Source organism: Burkholderia sp. BCC1977, from assembly GCF_905339595.1.
Classification (GTDB): Bacteria; Pseudomonadota; Gammaproteobacteria; order Burkholderiales; family Burkholderiaceae; genus Burkholderia.
In genome coordinates this window covers 193,666-211,665 of sequence record NZ_CAJPGQ010000005.1, presented here as the reverse complement: position 1 = coordinate 211,665, position 18,000 = coordinate 193,666, and the positions used below count along the sequence as shown (strand labels likewise).

The window sequence follows — 18,000 nt, the reverse complement described above, 5'->3', positions numbered from 1 at the left end:
CGGATGAACACGCATTTCCGCTGGACCCAGTTGCTGCCGCTCGTCGCGGTCGCCGCGCTCGCGGGCATCACGTGGTGGCTGCTGCAGGCGACGCTGCCGCCGCCCGGCGAGGGCACCGTGCAGCCGAAGCGCCACACGCCCGATTATTTCGCGGACAACTTCTCGGTCACCGAGCTCGACCAGTCGGGCACGACCCAGTACCGGCTGACGGCCGCGAAGCTGGTCCATTACGAAGACACCGACAACAGCGACCTGACCGACCCGGCCATGCGCGCCTTCCAGCCCGGCAAGCCGGTCGTGACGACCACCGCGAAGCGCGGCACCGTCAACGGCGACGTGTCGATCGTCGATTTGTACGACGACGCGCGCATCCTGCGCGTGGCCGGCGGCGGCGATCCGCAGATGCAGGCCGATTCCCAGCATTTCCGGATCTTCGTCAATGACGATGTGATCCAGACCGAAAAGCCGGTTAAACTTCAGCGCGGCCTGTCGCTCGTCAACGCGACCGACGGCATGAAGTACAACAACGTCACCCGGGTCATCGAGCTTTACGGCAACGTGCGCGGCACGATCGCCGCGGCGGACACGTCCGGCGGCTCGAAAGGTCAACCCAAGTGACGCTTCCCTCACGTGACTGCATGAACGAACCGTTCCCTCGACAGAATTCCGGCGGCGCTGCGCGCGCCGTCCGCGCCGCGCTCGCCGCGACGCTCGTGGCGCTCCCGCTCGTCGGGCTGGCGCCGCTCGCCCATGCCGAGAAGGCCGACCAGAACAAGCCGATCAACGTCGAGGCAGACAACCTGACCTATGACGACCTGAAGCAGGTGACGGTCGCGACCGGCAACGTCGTGATCACGAAGGGCACGATCATCATCAAGGGTGACCGCGTCGAAGTGCGCCAGGACCCGGAAGGCTATCAGTACGCGACGTCGTTCGGCAGCGGCAAGAAGCACGCGACGTTCCGCCAGAAGCGCGAAGGCCTCGACGAATACATCGACGGCGACGCCGAGCGCATCGACTACGACGGCAAGCAGGACCTGACGACGCTGACGACCGCCGCCACCGTCCGCCGTCTGCAGGGCACGTCGACGATCGCCGACACCGTGCACGGCAGCGTGATCACGTACGACGGCCAGCGCGACTTCTACACCGCGAAGGGCGGCAAGGACGTCGCGGCGCCGGGCAACCCGAACGGCCGCGTGCGCGCGATGCTGTCGCCGAAGAACGGCGGCCCCGGGCAGCTGAACGGCGCGCCGGCGAAACTGTCGCCGTCGACCACGATCCAGGGAGCACCGGGCCAATGAACGCGCTTCCGAACCGCCAGCCGGCCGGCACGACGAGCTCGCTCGTCGTCCGCAACCTGAAGAAGCGCTACGGCTCGCGCACCGTCGTCAAGGACGTGTCGCTCGACGTGAAGAGCGGCGAAGTCGTCGGCCTGCTCGGCCCGAACGGCGCCGGCAAGACGACGTCGTTCTACATGATCGTCGGCCTCGTGCCGACCGATGCCGGCGAAATCTCGCTGAACGGCAGCTCGATCAGCCTGCTGCCGATCCACAAGCGCGCGTCGCTCGGCCTGTCGTACCTGCCGCAGGAAGCGTCGGTGTTCCGCAAGCTGACCGTCGAGGAAAACATCCGCGCGGTGCTCGAGCTCCAGCACGGCGAAGACGGCAAGCGGCTGTCGAAGGACGCGATCGCATCGCGCACCGAGGCGCTGCTCGACGAGCTGCAGATCGGCCACCTGCGCGAGAACCCGGCGCTGTCGCTGTCGGGCGGCGAACGCCGGCGTGTCGAGATCGCGCGTGCGCTCGCGACCAATCCGAACTTCATCCTGCTCGACGAACCGTTTGCCGGCGTCGACCCGATCGCGGTGCTCGAGATCCAGAAGATCGTCAAGTTCCTGAAGCAGCGCAACATCGGCGTGTTGATTACCGATCACAACGTCCGCGAAACGCTCGGCATCTGCGACCACGCCTACATCATCAGCGACGGTTCGGTGCTCGCCGCCGGCGCGCCGAGCGAAATCATCGAAAACGAAAGCGTGCGCCGCGTGTACCTCGGCGAACACTTCCGCATGTAAGTCCCCCCGTGGCTGGCCGCCCCCGCCCGGCTTCGCCGCGCGGGGCGCGCCCGCGTGTCCCGCGCGGCGGCCCTGCCCGCGGCCGGGCGTCGCGCCGCGCGTAATCGCGAATGGCTCAAGGCGCCTGGGTCGTGGCAAACTGCCGGTATGACTCCCTCTCTGCCATGAAAGCCAGCCTTCAACTCCGCCTGTCGCAACATCTGGCGCTGACACCGCAACTGCAGCAGTCGATCCGGCTCCTGCAGCTGTCGACGCTCGAACTGCAGCAGGAGGTCGCGATGGCCGTCGCGCAGAATCCGCTGCTCGAGAACGATGACGAATGGATCGCGAGCCCGCTGCGCGTCGCGGCGGACGGCTCGCTGATCGCGCAGACGCCGCCCGGACAAAACACCGAACCGGGCATCGCGAACGGCGGCGGCCAGTCGAGCGATCGCACCGAGCGCGACGAGCCGGCCGGCGCCGACGAATACGATGGCTACGCATCGGGCGACACCGGCGACGGCCCGCAGTGGAATCTCGACGAGTTCGGCCGCTCGAGCGGCGCCTCGGACGACGACGACCTCCCGCCGCTGCAGGTGCAGGAAGCCGCGACGTCGCTGCGCGACCATCTGTCCGCGCAGTTGCGCGTCACGCAGGCCGGCCCGCGCGACCGCGCGCTCGTGATGTTCCTGATCGAATCGCTCGACGACGACGGCTACCTGACCGCCTCGCTCGACGAAGTGCTCGCCGACCTGCCGCCGGAACTGGAAATCGACTGCGACGAACTGAATGCGGCGCTCGCGCTGCTGCACAGTTTCGACCCGGCCGGGGTCGGGGCCCGCTCGGCGTCCGAATGCCTGAAGCTGCAGTTGCTGCGCCTCGATCCGTCCCCCACCCGCACGCTCGCGCTGGAGATCGTGTCGCAGCATCTCGAACTGCTCGCCGCGCGCGACTTCACGCGCCTGCGCAAGCACCTGAAGGCGAGCGACGACGCGCTGCGCGACGCGCACGCGCTGATCCGCTCGCTGGAGCCGTTCCCCGGCGCCGCCTACGGCAAGGCCGAGGCCGACTACGTCGTGCCCGACATCATCGTGAAGAAGGCCGGCCAGGGCTGGCTCGCGGAACTCAATCCGGAAGTGATGCCGCGCCTGCGGATCAACAACCTGTACGCGAACATCCTGCGCAACAGCCGCGGCGATCCATCGGCCGGATCGTTGAAACAACAGCTCCAGGAAGCACGCTGGCTGATCAAGAACATCCAGCAGCGATTCGACACGATCCTGCGTGTCGCGCAGGCTATTGTCGAACGTCAGAAGAATTTCTTTGCGCATGGCGAAATTGCCATGCGCCCCTTGGTTTTGCGGGAAATAGCTGATACGCTGGGCCTACACGAGTCGACTGTCAGCCGTGTGACAACTGGCAAGTACATGCTGACCCCGTTCGGGACGCTTGAATTTAAGTACTTCTTCGGATCACACGTTTCGACCGACACCGGAGGCGCCGCATCGTCGACCGCCATCCGAGCCCTGATCAAGCAACTGATAGGAGCTGAAGACCCAAAATCGCCACTTTCGGACAGCCGCATTGCCGAGCTGCTGGCAGAACAGGGATTCGTGGTTGCGCGCCGCACGGTCGCCAAGTATCGCGAAGCCCTCAAAATCCCGGCAGTGAATCTGCGCAAGTCTCTTTAAGCCTGCTGCCTGCCCGGCGGCAGGCGTGTTCCGGCCACCGCGCACACGGGGAACAGGCCGGGCGACCTGTCCGCGAATTTGCCGCCACGTGCGGCAGGGGCAAGTCGACCGGAGCGCCGCCTCGATGCGGCCGGGTGGTCACTCGCTTGGAGAAGCACTATGAACCTGAAGATCAGTGGACATCATCTCGAAGTCACGCCTGCAATTCGCGAATACGTGATCACCAAGCTGGACCGGGTGCTACGGCATAGCGATCAGGTGATCGATGGCACTGTGATCCTCTCGGTCGACAACCACAAGGAAAAGGACAAGCAGCAGCGCGCGGAAATCAACCTGCACCTGAAGGGCAAGGACATCTTCGTCGAAAGCGCGAACGGCAACCTGTACGCGGCGATCGATCTGCTGATCGACAAGCTGGATCGCCAGGTCGTCAAGCACATGGAGCGTCTGCAGACCCATGCGCACGACCCGATCAAGCTGCAGCCGTCGATCGACCAGATCGAACTGCCGCCGCAATAACGCTCACCGCAATACACACGCCGCCCGGTTCGCCGGGCGTTTTTTTTGTGTCCGAGCGGCAGTGGTGCGACCGGTCCGTCCATGCCGCGCCACGCACGCGGCTGTGCTCTATAATGTTCCGGTTATCGCCGGGGGGCGTTGGGTGCGGTAGCTGCCTTGCAGGTTGCCGATGCCGAACGCCTTGATATCGCCGAACATGGAAAATCAGTCTGCCGCCGCAAGGAGACCCCAGGCCGCCCAACCGCCTGCCAACATGAATCGCCTAGCCAAAATCCTGCCCATAGAGAACGTCGTCATCGACCTCTCAGTCACCAGCAAGAAACGCGTCTTCGAACAAGCCGGGCTGATGTTCGAGAATCAGAACGGCATCGCCCGCAGCACCGTCACGGACAACCTGTTCGCGCGCGAGCGCCTCGGCTCGACCGGGCTCGGCGAAGGCGTCGCGATTCCGCACGGCCGCATCAAGGGGCTCAAGCACCCGCTCGCCGCGTTCGTGCGGCTCGCCGACGCGATCCCGTTCGAAGCGCCCGACGGCCAGCCGGTCGGTCTCCTGATTTTCCTGCTCGTCCCCGAGCAAGCCACCCAGCAGCACCTCGAGATCCTGTCGGAAATCGCGCAACTGCTGTCCGATCGCGACGCGCGAGAGCGTCTGCACAACGAAACGGATCTCGCCGAGTTGCATCGCCTGCTCACTCAGTGGCAACCTTGAGTTGATCCGGGCGGAATATTTTCCCGAACGAGGCGGCACCTGCCGCCGTCCAGGGCCGCCCGGCGCCGGTCCGGCATGGCGACGCCCGTCGCCGCGCGCATGCACCGGCTCATTGGAGTGACGAGAGTCATGGATACGTCCAGCATCAACGCCCAGAGCATCTTCGACGACAACGCGGCCACGCTGAAACTGAGCTGGCTGACGGGGCATGAAGGCTGGGAGCGCGGTTTTTCGGCCGACACCGTCGGCAACGCGACGTCGAGCGCCGACCTCGTCGGCCACCTGAACCTGATCCACCCGAACCGGATCCAGGTGCTCGGCGAAGCCGAAATCGACTACTACCAGCGGCAGACCGACGAAGACCGTTCGCGCCACATGGCCGAGCTGATCGCCCTCGAACCGCCGTTCCTCGTCGTCGCCGGCGGCGCCGCCGCACCGCCCGAACTCGTGCTGCGCTGCACGCGCTCGTCCACGCCGCTGTTCACGACGCCGATGTCGGCCGCTGCGGTGATCGACAGCCTGCGGCTCTACATGTCGCGCATCCTCGCGCCGCGCGCGACGCTGCACGGCGTGTTTCTCGACATCCTCGGGATGGGTGTGCTGCTCACCGGCGACTCCGGGCTCGGCAAGAGCGAACTCGGCCTCGAACTCATCAGCCGCGGCCACGGCCTCGTCGCCGACGACGCCGTCGACTTCGTCCGACTTGGCCCCGATTTCGTCGAAGGCCGCTGCCCGCCGCTGCTGCAGAACCTGCTCGAAGTGCGCGGCCTCGGCCTGCTCGACATCAAGACGATCTTCGGTGAAACCGCGGTGCGCCGGAAAATGAAGCTGAAGCTGATCGTCCAGCTCGTGCGCCGCCCGGACGGCGAATTCCAGCGGCTGCCGCTGGAAAGCCAGACGGTCGACGTGCTCGGCTTGCCGATCAGCAAGGTCACGATCCAGGTTGCGGCCGGCCGCAACCTCGCGGTGCTCGTCGAAGCGGCCGTGCGGAACACGATCCTGCAGTTGCGCGGAATCGACACGTTGCGCGATTTCATGGATCGGCAACGACTCGCGATGCAAGATCCCGACAGTCAGTTCCCCGGCAAGCTCGTGTAACTTCCCCGCGCCGGCCTCGCAGCGCCGACGCGTCGAGCCGGTGCTATGATGAAATGTCAGGATTCTCTGCTTCCCATGCGCATCGTCCTCATCACCGGCATCTCCGGCTCAGGCAAGTCCGTCGCGCTGAACGCGCTTGAAGACGCAGGCTACTACTGCGTCGACAACCTGCCGCCGCACGTGCTCCCCGAACTCGCCCGCTACCTGGCCGACGGCGGCCAGCACCGGCTCGCCGTCGCGATCGATGCACGTTCGAGCGCATCGCTCGACGAAATGCCCGGCCTGATCCGAGCGCTGTCGCTCGAGCACGATGTCCGCGTGCTGTTCCTCAACGCGAGCACGCAGGCGCTGATCCAGCGTTTCTCCGAAACACGCCGGCGCCACCCGCTGTCCGGCTCGCCTTCGCACGACGCGAACGTCGGGCTGCTGTCGTCGCTCGAGGAAGCGATCGAGCGCGAACGCGAGCTGGTCGCGCCGCTCGCCGAATTCGGTCACCAGATCGATACGAGCACGCTGCGCGCGAACGTGCTGCGCACGTGGGTCAAGCGCTTCATCGAGCAGAAGAACAACGACCTGATGGTGATGTTCGAGTCGTTCGGCTTCAAGCGCGGCGTGCCGCTCGATGCCGACCTGATGTTCGACGTGCGCGCGCTGCCGAACCCGTACTACGACCATGAGCTGCGCCCGCTCACCGGGCTGGACCAGCCGGTCATTGCCTTTCTCGACGCACTGCCGATCGTCCACCAGATGATCGACGACATCCATGCGTTCCTGATGAAATGGCTGCCGCACTTTCGCGAAGACAACCGCAGCTACCTGACCGTCGCCATCGGCTGCACGGGCGGTCAGCATCGCTCGGTGTTCATCGCGGAAACGCTCGCCGCGCGCCTCGCGCACGATGCGAACGTGATCGTGCGGCATCGTGACGCGCCCGTGGATGTCGACGCGTCGTCGCGGCTCGTCACCGAGGTCGAACGACCTTAGCGACACCGCCCTCTCGCCAGCGCGCCATGTCCACCTTATCGACCACCCTGATCGACCTGCCGCTGTTTCCGCTGCACACGGTGCTGTTCCCCGGTGGCTGGCTGCCGCTCAAGGTGTTCGAGGCGCGCTATCTCGACATGTCCCGCGCATGCCTGCGCGACGACGCACCGTTCGGCGTGTGTCTCCTGAAGAGCGGGCCCGAGGTCGCGCAGGACGGCGCCGTGTCGGTGCCCGAGACGATCGGTTGCATGGCACGCATCACCGAGTGCGACACCGGCGAATTCGGAATGCTGTACCTGCAGGCGATCGGCACGCAGCGATTCGAGCTGCTGTCGTATCGCGTCGAAGGCAACGGGCTGCTGGTCGGGATCGCGGAGCCGTTGCCCGACGACATCCCGCTCGAAGGCGAACAGGCGCTCGCGCAATTCGGCTCGTGCGCCGAGGTGCTCGAGCGCATCATCGAAGCGCTGAAGAAATCCGAACCGGACAAGATGCCGTTCGGCGAACCGTTCCGCCTCGACGACCCGAGCTGGGTGTCGAACCGCCTCGCGGAACTGCTGCCGCTCGACCTGCGCGCGCGGCAGAAGCTGATGGAATTTCCGGACGTCGGCGCGCGGATCGACGCCGTGCACCACGTGCTCGGCCGGCACGGCTGGCTGTAAGCCGCGGCCGGCCGTGTCGCATCGCACCGGCGTCACCGGGCGGATCCTCCTGACGGGAGAAACGCCCGCGTCGGCCCAGTGCTTGCGCAAGCGCGGCCCGCGCCGCGCCCTTCCCCCCTTCGTTACAGCAGCGGCCCGCTCAGCGCATCGAGCAGCTTGCGCACGGGCGCCGGCACGCCGTACGCATCGAGCCCGGCGAGCGGCACCCACGCCGTCTCGGCGTCCTGCGCATGCGCGAGCGGCAGCCCGCCGTTCGTCATGTCGCTCAGTCGCGGCTCGATCTCGAGCCGGAAATGCGTGAACGTGTGCGTGAACGGCGCAAGCGGCACCGGGCCGCCGCCGCCGAAGCCGCGTGCGAGTTCCGCGAGCGCCGCATCGCCGTCCGCCTGCGGCAGGCACCACAGGCCGCCCCAGATGCCGGCCGGCGGACGCCGCTCGAGCAGCACGGCGTCGCCGTCGCGCAGCACGAGCATCCAGGTCTTGCGCGTCGGCACGGCCTTCTTCGGCCGCGCGGCCGGCAGTTCGCGCTGCCGGCCCGTCGACTGCGCGACGCAGTCGCCCGCGAACGGACAGCGCGCGCAATCCGGCTTGCCGCGCACGCACAGCGTCGCGCCGAGATCCATCAGCCCCTGCGTATAGGCGCTCACGTCGGCCGCGTTCGCGGCATCCGGCAACAGCGATTCGGCCAGCGCCCACATGTCGTTCTCGACCCGCTTCTCGCCCGGAAAGCCTTCGACGCCGAACACCCGCGCCAGCACGCGCTTCACGTTGCCGTCGAGGATCGTTGCGCGCGCACCGTATGCGAACGACGCGATCGCCGCGGCCGTCGAGCGGCCGATCCCCGGCAGTTCGGCGAGCGCTTCCGGCGTCGACGGGAATACGCCGCCATGCTCGGCGACGACGACCTGCGCGCAGCGGTGCAGGTTGCGCGCACGCGAGTAGTAGCCGAGCCCGGCCCACAGCGCCATCACGTCGTCGGACGGCGCGGCCGCGAGCGCGGCGACGTCGGGAAAGCGCTCGAGAAAGCGCATGTAATACGGAACGACGGTCGAGACCTGGGTCTGCTGCAGCATGATTTCCGACAGCCAGATCCAGTAGGGATCGCGGGTGTTCTGCCACGGCAGGTCGTGGCGGCCGTGCGCGCGCTGCCAGGCGATCAGGCGCGTGGCGAACGTGCGGTGCAGCGGCGTGACGGGGAACGGAGCGGGAGCAATGCGGGGCGGCTTCAAGTGTTCGAATCTTTGAAAAAAGGTTACAACGCGGGACTCAACGCTGGCAGGTCGGGCAGTAATAGGTCGAGCGCTGACCCTGCACGATCTGGCGGATCGGCGTGCCGCATACGCGGCAAGGCAGCCCCGCACGGTCGTAGACGAAGCAGTCGAGCTGGAAATAGCCGCTTTCGCCGTTGCTGCCGACGAAATCGCGCAGCGTGCTGCCGCCGCGCTCGATTGCGTCGGCGAGCGTCGCGCGCACCGCGTCGGCCAGCCGCTCGTAGCGCGGCAGCGACACCCTGCCGGCGGCGGTCGTCGGCCGGATGCCCGCGCGAAACAGGCTCTCCGACGCATAGATGTTGCCGACGCCGACGACCATGTCGCCCGCGAGCAGCGCCTGCTTGACCGACACCGTGCGGCCGCGCGTGCGCGCGTGCAGCAGCGCACCAGTGAACGCCGGCGAGAACGGTTCGACGCCGAGGCTCGCGAGCAGCGGATGCGCATGCACGTCGCCCGCTTCGCGCGGGTGCCACAGCACGGCGCCGAAACGGCGCGGATCGCGGAACCGCAGCACGAATTCGTCGAAGATCCAGTCGATGTGGTCGTGTTTCGCGGCGACCGGCACGCCATCCGCGGGCAGCACGCGCAGCGTGCCCGTCATCCCGAGATGAACGATGAACCAGCCCGCGTCGATCTCGAACAACAGGTACTTGCCGCGACGCTCGACGGCGAGCACCTCGCGCGCGCGCAATTGCTCGGCGAGCCCTGCCGGCACGGGCCAGCGCAGCATCGCGGTACGGACGTCGACACGCTCGACGCGGCGGCCCGCGACAAAGGGCTCGATGCCCCGGCGCGTGACTTCGACTTCTGGCAACTCTGGCATGTTTTGCGGGTCTTAGGCTGGATTCAGGATCGTGCGTGTATTGTAGCGAGCGCGTTACAATCGGTTGAAACATCGAACGGATTTCCATGACCCTGCCCTCGAAGCTGCTTCTGAAGCGCCCCGCCGCCAAGTGCGGCGCGCGTGCCTTCCCGGTCCGCCGTGCGCTCGGCGCCGCGCTGTTCGCCGCCTGGACCCTCACCGCCTTCCCGGCTCACGCGCAGGATCCGGCATCGGACGACGCGGAGCCGCAGGGCGCGTTCGAGCACGTGATGCCGGACGAGAAAAAGGATCTCCCGGGCGTCCCGCTGACGAGCCAGATCGTCTACCAGGTGCTGGCCGCCGAAGTTGCACTCCAGCGCAACCAGCCGGCGCCGGCCTACCAGACCTACCTCGCGCTCGCCCGCGACACGCGCGATCCGCGCATGGCGCAGCGCGCGACCGAGATCGCGCTCGGCGCGCAAAGCCCGGCCGACGCGCTGTCCGCGGCCAATCTGTGGCGCGAGTACGCGCCCGATTCGAACCGCGCATCGCAAGTCGACGCCGCGCTGCTCGTGCTCGCCGGCAAGCCGGCCGACGCGCAGCCGATGCTCGCGCGCGAGCTGGCCCGCGCGACCGGCGAAACGCGCGGTCCCGCGATCCTCGCGCTGCAGGCGCTGCTGGTGCGCGGCGCCGACCGCGTCGGCGGCCTCGCGGTGCTGAAGGACATGCTGAAGAACGACATGAACCGCCCCGAGGCGCAGCTCGCGATCGCGCGGCAGCAGCTCGCGGTCGACGACAAGGAAGGTGCTGCGCAGTCGCTGAAGCGGGCGCTGCAGATCCGCCCCGACTATCTGCCGGCGGCGCTGATGCTGTCGCAGATGGGGCCCGCCGAGCGCGCGACCGGCATCGCGTCGTTCGAGAAATATGTTCAGCAGAATCCGAAGTCGCGCGATGCGCGGCTCGCGCTGTCGCAGCTCTACCTCGCCGACGACCGCCTCGACGACGCGCAGAAGCAGTTCGAGACGATGCGCAAGCTCGACTCGAAGGACCCGACGCCGCTGATGGCGCTCGCGCTGATCAAGATCCAGCAGAAGAAGCTCGACGACGCGAGCGCGTACCTGAAGCAGTACGTGCAGCTCGGCGACAAGCAGCCGAACCTCGACGTCGGCCAGGGCTACATCTACCTCGCGCAGATCTCGATCGAGCAGGGCAATGACGCGCAGGCGTCGCAATGGCTCGACAGGGTCGACCAGACGAGCCAGCACTACCTGCCCGCGCAGATCACGCGCGCGCAGCTGCTGCAGAAACAGGGCAAGACCGACGAGGCCCGCAAGGTGCTCGACGACCTGCCGATCAGCGATCCGCGCGATGCGGCCGTGGTCGCACGCACCGACGCGTCGATCCTGTTCACCGCGAAGCGCTATCCGGAAGCCGAGGCGCGACTCGCGCAGGCAGTCCAGGACTTCCCGGACGATCCCGACCTGCGCTACGACTACGCGATGGCGGCCGAGAAGACGGGCCACTACGCGGCAATGGAAAAGCAATTGCGCGAGCTGATCCGCACGCAGCCCGACAACCCGCAGGCGTACAACGCGCTCGGCTATTCGCTGGCCGATCGCAACCAGCGCCTGCCCGAGGCGAGCAAGCTGATCGACAAGGCACTGTCGCTCGCGCCGAACGACGCGTACATCATGGACAGCCTCGGCTGGGTGAAGTACCGGATGGGCGACGCGGCCGGCGCGGCGAAGGTGCTGCGGCGCGCGTACGAGCTGCAGCCGAACGCCGAGATCGGCGCGCACCTCGGCGAAGTGCTGTGGAAGAGCGGCGCGCAGGACGACGCGCGTACCGCGTGGCGTGCCGCGCAGAAGCTCGAGCCCGACAACGACACGCTCGTGCAGACGCTCAAGCGCCTGCAGATCAACGGCCTCTGATGCGGATGTTCCCGATGCTTTCCCCGTCTTCCCGCGCGCTGCGCACGCTGGCCGCGGCCGGCGCCGCGCTCGCGCTCGCCGGCTGCGCGAGCACGCCGCCGTCGGCGAACGCGCCGGCGGGCGCCGTGCTGCAGACGTCCGCGACGCATGCATACCACGGCCGTTTCGCGGTGCAGTACAGCGACCGCCTCGGCCGACCGCAGAACGTGTACGGCAACTTCGACTGGCAGGAGCACGGCGACGACGTGTCGCTGGAGCTGCGCAGCCCGCTCGGCCAGACGCTCGCGGTCGTGAAATCGACGCCGCAGGCCGCGTCGCTCGAACTGCCGAACCGCCAGCCGCAATACGCGACCGACGTCGGCGAGCTGATGCAGAACACGCTCGGCTTCGCGCTGCCGCTGGCCGGCCTGCGCTACTGGCTGCTGCCGACGCCCGCGCCCGCGACGCCCGCGCAGACGGTGCGCGACCCGGCCGACACGACGCGCGTCAAGCAGATCCGCCAGGACGGCTGGACGATCGACTACCTCGCCTACGCGGACGCACCGGCCACGGGCGTCAAACGCGTCAACCTCGTGCGCGCGACGCCGCCGCTCGACATCAAGCTCGTGCTCGACCAGTAAGCACGTGAACCTAGCCCCGACAACCGCATGACCGATTCGACCCGCTCGCTGCGCAACTGCCTCGCGCCCGCGAAACTCAACCTGTTCCTGCACATCACCGGCCGCCGCCCGAACGGCTATCACGATCTGCAGAGCGTATTCCAGTTGCTGAACTGGGGCGACACGCTGCACTTCACGCTGCGCGACGACGGTCGCGTCGCACGCGTCACCGACGTGCCGGGCGTGCCCGCGGAAAGCGACCTCGTCGTGCGCGCGGCCAACCTGCTGAAAACGCACGCGGGCACCGCGGCCGGCGTCGACATCGAGATCGACAAGCGCCTGCCGATGGGCGCGGGCCTCGGCGGCGGCAGCTCCGACGCGGCGACGACGCTGCTCGCGCTGAACCGCCTGTGGCAACTCGACCTGCCGCGCACGGAACTGCAATCGCTCGCGGTGAAACTCGGCGCGGACGTCCCGTTTTTTGTTTTTGGAAAAAATGCGTTCGCAGAGGGTATCGGAGAAGAATTAGCTGAGGTAGAATTGCCGACTCGCTGGTTCTTGGTTGTGACGCCACGAGTTCATGTCCCCACCGCTGAAATTTTTTCAGACGAGTTGTTGACAAGAGATACGAAGCGAGTCACAATTACGGACTTTCTTGCACAGCAAAACAGCGATGCGGGATGGCCAGACAGCTTCGGCCGGAACGACATGCAGCAAGTTGTGACAAGTAAGTACGCGGAAGTTGCGCAGGTGGTCAAATGGTTGTATAATGTGACCCCCGCGAGGATGACCGGCTCCGGAGCAAGCGTGTTTGCAGCGTTTCATAGCAAGCACGAGGCAGAAGCGGCGAAAGCCAAGCTGCCCACCGGTTGGAACGGTGCAGTTGCCGAGAGCCTGAACGAGCATCCGCTCTTCGCTTTCGCGTCATGAAGTTTTACTTTGCCGGATGGCCTACAAGTCCGGTGAAGTTATCAGTTGAGTGTAGGGGAGTCGCCAAGTTGGTCAAGGCACCGGATTTTGATTCCGGCATGCGAGGGTTCGAGTCCTTCCTCCCCTGCCAAAAATTTTCCCGCATTTCCCGCCTAAGCCTGAAGCAGGTGCACGATGAGCAGCCACAGCCATGATGGCTTGATGGTCTTTACTGGCAACGCGAATCCCGCGCTCGCCCAGGAAGTCGTCAATATCCTTGGAATCCCCCTCGGCAAAGCAATGGTCAGCCGTTTCTCCGACGGCGAGATCCAGGTCGAGATCCAGGAAAACGTGCGCGGCAAGGACGTCTTCGTCCTGCAATCCACGTGCGCGCCGACGAACGACAACCTGATGGAACTGATGATCATGGTCGACGCGCTCAAGCGTGCGTCCGCCGGCCGGATCACTGCCGCCATCCCCTACTTCGGCTATGCGCGCCAGGACCGTCGCCCGCGCTCGGCGCGTGTCGCGATCTCGGCGAAGGTCATCGCGAACATGCTGGAAATCGCCGGCGTCGAGCGGATCATCACGATGGATCTGCACGCCGACCAGATTCAAGGCTTCTTCGACATCCCGGTCGACAACATCTACGCAACGCCGATCCTGCTGGGTGACCTGCGCAAGCAGAACTACTCGGATCTGCTCGTCGTGTCGCCGGACGTCGGCGGCGTGGTCCGTGCCCGGGCACTCGCGAAGCAGCTCAACTGCGATCTGGCGATCATCGACAAGCGTCGTCCGAAGGCGAACATCGCCGAAGTGATGAACATCATCGGTGAAGTCGAAGGCCGCACCTGCGTGATCATGGACGACATGGTCGATACGGCCGGCACGCTCTGCAAGGCCGCGCAAGTGCTGAAGGATCGCGGTGCGAAGCAGGTATTCGCCTACGCGACGCACCCGGTTCTGTCGGGTGGCGCCGCCGAGCGTATCGCCGCATCGGCACTCGACGAGCTGGTCGTCACCGATACGATCCCGCTGTCGGCCGAATCGCTGGCCTGCTCGAAGATCCGCTCGCTGACGAGCGCGAGCCTGCTGGCCGAAACGTTCTCGCGGATCCGCCGCGGCGACTCGGTGATGTCGCTGTTCGCGGAATCCTGATCGCCGAACGACACGATATGGCATGCGCAGAAAGCGAAGCGGCAACGCTTCGCTTTTTGCACAATCGGACGGGATAGACGAAACCCCGTCCGTTTCATCGGGGGCCGCCATTTCGCCGGCCCCGTTTTACTGCCTGGTCGCGGGCAGCTAATGGAGAATCACATGAAAGTCGTCGCTTTCGAGCGCCAAGAGCAAGGTACGGGTGCGAGCCGCCGCCTGCGCAACGCCGGTAAGACCACGGGTATCGTCTACGGTGGCGAAGCAGCCCCGCAAAAGATCGAACTCGATCACAACGCGCTGTGGCACGCACTGAAGAAGGAAGCCTTCCACTCGTCGATCCTCGACCTCGAAGTGGCCGGCCAGTCGCAACAAGTTCTGCTGCGCGACGTGCAATACCACCCGTTCAAGCAACTCGTGCTGCACGTGGACTTCCAGCGCGTCGACGCGAAGAAGAAGCTGCACACGAAGGTGCCGCTGCACTTCCTGAACGCTGAAGTCAGCCCGGCAGTGAAGCTGTCGAGCGCAATCGTCTCGCACGTCGCGACGGAAATCGAAGTCGAGTGCCTGCCGTCGGCCCTGCCGGAATTCCTCGAAGTCGACCTGTCGAAGATCGAAGCAGGTCAGTCGCTGCACGCGAAGGACATCGCACTGCCGAACGGCGTCGCGCTGGTCGCGCACGTCGACGCGGAAAACCCGGTTGTCGCATCGGCGACGGTCCCGGCTGGTGCCGTGTCGGACGCAGCAGGCGAAGGCGAAACGCCGGCTGCCTAAGCGGCTGCCCACGCGCCATTCGATCCGTTTCTCGAAACGGTCGACGCAACCCGCCGCGGCTTGCCCGGCGGGTTTTTCTTTTTCTGCGCCCAGGCGGGCGCTGCCGCCTACGAAACGTCATGATCAAACTGATCGTCGGCCTCGGCAATCCCGGGGCGGAATACACCGCGACGCGCCACAACGCCGGCTTCTGGCTGATCGACCAGCTCGCCCGCGAAGCCGGCACGACGCTGCGCGACGAACGCCGCTTCCATGGCTTCTACGCAAAAGCGCGCCTGCACGGCGAGGAAGTCCACCTGCTCGAGCCGCAAACCTACATGAACCGCTCCGGCCAGTCGGTCGTCGCGCTCGCGAGTTTCTTCAAGATCCTGCCCGACCAGATCCTCGTCGCCCACGACGAACTCGATCTGCCGCCCGGCACCGTGAAGCTGAAGCTCGGCGGCGGCAGCGGCGGCCACAACGGCCTGAAGGACATCTCCGCGCATCTGTCGTCGCAGCAGTACTGGCGCCTGCGCATCGGTATCGGCCATCCGCGCGACCTGATCCCGGAAGGCGCGCGCGCCGGTGCGAAGCCCGACGTCGCGAACTTCGTGCTGAAGCCGCCGCGCCGCGAGGAGCAGGACGTGATCGACGCATCGATCGAGCGCGCGCTCGCCGTGATGCCGATGGTCGTCAAGGGCGAACTCGACCGCGCGACGATGCAGCTGCATCGCAACTGAACATCCGCCGCACCGGCGCGGTGCAATGTGCCGCCCGGTTGCGCCGGGCGGCCCCGCCTGCCCGCTCAATTGCGCACTGCAACGTCCACATGCGGTAATCTGGTCGCTTTTGCCCGTCAGGAGCCAAGCGGTGAGCCGTTACTGGAGCGACGTCGTTCAGCAACTCGTGCCTTACGTGCCGGGCGAACAGCCCGCGCTCGCACACCCCGTCAAGCTGAACACCAACGAGAATCCCTATCCGCCTTCGCCGCGCGTCGTCGCGGCGATCGCACGCGAACTCGGCGACACCGGCGACACGCTGCGCCGCTATCCCGATCCGCTCGCGCGCGCACTGCGCGAGACGGTCGCGGCCCATCACCGCATCAAGCCCGAGCAAGTCTTCGTCGGCAACGGCTCCGACGAAGTGCTCGCGCACGCATTCCAGGCACTGCTCAAGCATGACCGGCCGCTGCGCTTTCCCGACATCTCGTACAGCTTCTACCCGACCTACGCGCGCCTGTACGGCGTACAGACCGCGGTCGTGCCGCTCGCGGACGACTTCTCGATCCGCGTCGAAGACTACCTCGACGACGCCGGCGGCGTGCTGTTTCCGAACCCGAACGCGCCGACCGGGCGCGCGCTGCCGCTCGCGGACATCGAACGGATCGCGGCCGCGAACCCGTCGTCGGTGGTGCTGATCGACGAGGCGTACGTCGATTTCGGCGCGCAATCCGCGATCACGCTGATCGACCGCCATCCGAACCTGCTGGTCGTGCACACGACGTCGAAGGCGCGCTCGCTCGCGGGCATGCGCGTCGGCTTCGCGTTCGGCGATGCGGCGTTGATCGACGCACTGAATCGTGTGAAGGACAGCTTCAATTCCTATCCGCTCGACCGGCTCGCGCAGGTCGCCGCGCAGGCGGCATACGAAGACACCGACTATTTCGGCGCAACCTGCCGGCGCGTGATCGACAGCCGCGCGCGGCTCACGCACGCGCTGGAGGCGCTCGGTTTCGACGTCGTGCCGTCGGCCGCGAATTTCGTGTTCGCGCGCCATCCGGCGCACGATGCGGGCACGATCGCGGCAAAGCTGAAGGATCGGGAAATTTTCGTGCGGCACTTCCGGGCGCCGCGCATCGACCAGCACTTGCGCATCACGGTCGGCACCGACGCCGAATGCGACGCGCTCGTCGCGGCATTGCGCGACCTGATCGGCTGAAACGGTAGCGGAAGCTGAAGCGAAACCGGCGCCGAACGGCGCCGGCCAAGGAATGCGTGACGTCGCAACACGCGCGTCAGCGCAGGATCACTGCGCGTCGTCGCCCTTCGCGGCAGTCAACGCGTGATACTTCGCCATCAACTGCGCGTGCGATTCGTCATGCTGCGGATCGCGCGGAATGCATTCGACCGGACACACCTGCTGGCACTGCGGTTCGTCGAAATGGCCGACGCACTCGGTGCACTTGTTCGGGTCGATCACGTAGATATCCGGGCCCATCGAAATCGCGCCGTTCGGGCACTCGGGCTCGCACACGTCGCAATTGATGCACTCGTCGGTAATCATCAAAGACATACTGATCTCACTTCTTCAGGCCGGCGGCCGGCTTCGCGATGAAACCGGCCGGCGCCGCGTCACGCGGCAGGGCCTCCCATCGCAGCGACTTTCTCGGTCAGCCACTTCTCGACGGACGGGAACACGAACTTGCTGACATCGCCGCCCAACTGCGCGATTTCGCGCACGATCGTCCCCGAGATGAACTGGTACTGATCGGACGGCGTCATGAACATCGTCTCGACGTCGGGCAACAGATAGCGGTTCATCCCAGCCATCTGGAACTCGTATTCGAAATCGGACACCGCACGCAGGCCGCGCACGATCACGCGCGCGTTGTTGGTGCGGACGAAGTCCTTCAACAGGCCCTTGAAACCCATCACCTTCACGTTCGGATAATGGCCGAGCACCTCGTTCGCAATCTTCAGACGTTCTTCCAGCGAGAAGAACGGCTTCTTCGCGCGGCTGTCGGCCACACCGACCACCAGCGTATCAAAAATGCTCGACGCACGCCGCACGAGGTCTTCGTGCCCGCGCGTCAGCGGATCGAACGTACCGGGATACACGGCGACTACCATGTCGCTCCTCCT

20 protein-coding genes and 1 tRNA gene are annotated in these 18,000 nt (G+C 66.3%); 17 read left to right on the top strand and 4 right to left on the bottom strand.

The genetic code is table 11. The features are described from left to right. Positions 1 to 3 precede the first annotated feature (3 nt). The 9 genes from lptC to U5771_RS07030 all read left to right on the top strand — a co-directional run bounded on the left by lptC (position 4) and on the right by U5771_RS07030 (position 7,719). A complete protein-coding gene (gene lptC, locus U5771_RS07070) occupies positions 4 to 618 on the top strand; it encodes an LPS export ABC transporter periplasmic protein LptC (RefSeq protein WP_322023302.1) in 615 nt (204 codons plus the stop codon). Between the two features lie 20 nt (positions 619 to 638). Continuing rightward, on the top strand, positions 639 to 1,304 hold the full coding sequence (gene lptA / locus U5771_RS07065; RefSeq protein ID WP_059464489.1) for a lipopolysaccharide transport periplasmic protein LptA: 666 nt from the start codon (positions 639 to 641) through the stop codon (positions 1,302 to 1,304). After that, positions 1,301 to 2,077 (top strand): LPS export ABC transporter ATP-binding protein, encoded by a 777-nt coding sequence (lptB, locus tag U5771_RS07060; RefSeq protein WP_044847462.1) that lies wholly within the window; start codon positions 1,301 to 1,303, stop codon positions 2,075 to 2,077. Before lptA ends, lptB begins: the two co-directional genes overlap by 4 nt. Before the next feature lie 164 nt (positions 2,078 to 2,241). Beyond that, entirely contained in the window at positions 2,242 to 3,747 is a 1,506-nt protein-coding gene (locus U5771_RS07055) for an RNA polymerase factor sigma-54 (RefSeq protein ID WP_322023301.1), read from the top strand. A gap of 159 nt (positions 3,748 to 3,906) precedes the next feature. After that, on the top strand, positions 3,907 to 4,266 hold the full coding sequence (gene hpf, locus U5771_RS07050) for a ribosome hibernation-promoting factor, HPF/YfiA family (protein WP_006477786.1): 360 nt from the start codon (positions 3,907 to 3,909) through the stop codon (positions 4,264 to 4,266). A gap of 169 nt (positions 4,267 to 4,435) precedes the next feature. After that, on the top strand, positions 4,436 to 4,975 hold the full coding sequence (locus tag U5771_RS07045; RefSeq protein WP_322023300.1) for a PTS sugar transporter subunit IIA: 540 nt from the start codon (positions 4,436 to 4,438) through the stop codon (positions 4,973 to 4,975). A gap of 129 nt (positions 4,976 to 5,104) precedes the next feature. Next, positions 5,105 to 6,073: an HPr(Ser) kinase/phosphatase gene (hprK, locus tag U5771_RS07040; RefSeq protein ID WP_006483133.1), complete on the top strand. Its 969-nt coding sequence runs from the start codon at positions 5,105 to 5,107 to the stop codon at positions 6,071 to 6,073. 75 nt (positions 6,074 to 6,148) lie between these two features. Further along, positions 6,149 to 7,057, top strand: coding sequence for an RNase adapter RapZ (rapZ, locus tag U5771_RS07035; RefSeq protein WP_322023299.1), 909 nt, complete (start codon positions 6,149 to 6,151; stop codon positions 7,055 to 7,057). A gap of 26 nt (positions 7,058 to 7,083) precedes the next feature. After that, positions 7,084 to 7,719: an LON peptidase substrate-binding domain-containing protein gene (locus U5771_RS07030; RefSeq protein ID WP_322023298.1), complete on the top strand. Its 636-nt coding sequence runs from the start codon at positions 7,084 to 7,086 to the stop codon at positions 7,717 to 7,719. A 122-nt stretch (positions 7,720 to 7,841) separates the two neighbouring features. Here U5771_RS07030 and mutY read toward each other — a convergent pair whose 3' ends face one another. Together mutY and mutM are read right to left on the bottom strand one after the other, a co-directional pair. After that, complete coding sequence (gene mutY, locus U5771_RS07025; protein ID WP_322023297.1) at positions 7,842 to 8,948, bottom strand: A/G-specific adenine glycosylase; 1,107 nt, start codon at positions 8,946 to 8,948, stop codon at positions 7,842 to 7,844. 37 nt (positions 8,949 to 8,985) lie between these two features. Next, positions 8,986 to 9,813, bottom strand: coding sequence for a bifunctional DNA-formamidopyrimidine glycosylase/DNA-(apurinic or apyrimidinic site) lyase (mutM, locus tag U5771_RS07020; protein ID WP_322023296.1), 828 nt, complete (start codon positions 9,811 to 9,813; stop codon positions 8,986 to 8,988). Between the two features lie 86 nt (positions 9,814 to 9,899). On the opposite strand from mutM, the gene U5771_RS07015 reads away from it, so the two are divergent. The 8 genes from U5771_RS07015 (at position 9,900) to hisC (ending at position 17,077) form a co-directional block, all read left to right on the top strand. Then, positions 9,900 to 11,723, top strand: coding sequence for a tetratricopeptide repeat protein (locus U5771_RS07015; protein ID WP_322023295.1), 1,824 nt, complete (start codon positions 9,900 to 9,902; stop codon positions 11,721 to 11,723). Continuing rightward, on the top strand, positions 11,723 to 12,343 hold the full coding sequence (gene lolB / locus U5771_RS07010) for a lipoprotein insertase outer membrane protein LolB (protein WP_322023294.1): 621 nt from the start codon (positions 11,723 to 11,725) through the stop codon (positions 12,341 to 12,343). Before U5771_RS07015 ends, lolB begins: the two co-directional genes overlap by 1 nt. 27 nt (positions 12,344 to 12,370) lie before the next feature. After that, positions 12,371 to 13,252, top strand: a complete 882-nt coding sequence (gene ispE / locus U5771_RS07005) for a 4-(cytidine 5'-diphospho)-2-C-methyl-D-erythritol kinase (protein WP_322023293.1) — start codon at positions 12,371 to 12,373, stop codon at positions 13,250 to 13,252. 53 nt (positions 13,253 to 13,305) lie between these two features. Then, positions 13,306 to 13,382: transfer RNA gene (locus U5771_RS07000), tRNA-Gln, on the top strand. Between the two features lie 44 nt (positions 13,383 to 13,426). After that, on the top strand, positions 13,427 to 14,389 hold the full coding sequence (locus tag U5771_RS06995) for a ribose-phosphate pyrophosphokinase (RefSeq protein WP_322023292.1): 963 nt from the start codon (positions 13,427 to 13,429) through the stop codon (positions 14,387 to 14,389). A 162-nt stretch (positions 14,390 to 14,551) separates the two neighbouring features. Beyond that, positions 14,552 to 15,160 (top strand): 50S ribosomal protein L25/general stress protein Ctc, encoded by a 609-nt coding sequence (locus U5771_RS06990; protein WP_322023291.1) that lies wholly within the window; start codon positions 14,552 to 14,554, stop codon positions 15,158 to 15,160. Positions 15,161 to 15,279: 119 nt separating this feature from the next. Then, positions 15,280 to 15,879, top strand: coding sequence for an aminoacyl-tRNA hydrolase (gene pth / locus U5771_RS06985; RefSeq protein ID WP_096507367.1), 600 nt, complete (start codon positions 15,280 to 15,282; stop codon positions 15,877 to 15,879). Positions 15,880 to 16,009: 130 nt separating this feature from the next. Then, entirely contained in the window at positions 16,010 to 17,077 is a 1,068-nt protein-coding gene (hisC, locus tag U5771_RS06980) for a histidinol-phosphate transaminase (RefSeq protein ID WP_322023290.1), read from the top strand. A gap of 87 nt (positions 17,078 to 17,164) precedes the next feature. On the opposite strand, the gene U5771_RS06975 is transcribed toward hisC, so the two are convergent. Together U5771_RS06975 and coaD are read right to left on the bottom strand one after the other, a co-directional pair. Beyond that, complete coding sequence (locus U5771_RS06975) at positions 17,165 to 17,431, bottom strand: YfhL family 4Fe-4S dicluster ferredoxin (protein WP_044847475.1); 267 nt, start codon at positions 17,429 to 17,431, stop codon at positions 17,165 to 17,167. A 59-nt stretch (positions 17,432 to 17,490) separates the two neighbouring features. Beyond that, a complete protein-coding gene (coaD, locus tag U5771_RS06970) occupies positions 17,491 to 17,988 on the bottom strand; it encodes a pantetheine-phosphate adenylyltransferase (RefSeq protein ID WP_006398238.1) in 498 nt (165 codons plus the stop codon). Between the last annotated feature and the right edge of the window lie 12 nt (positions 17,989 to 18,000).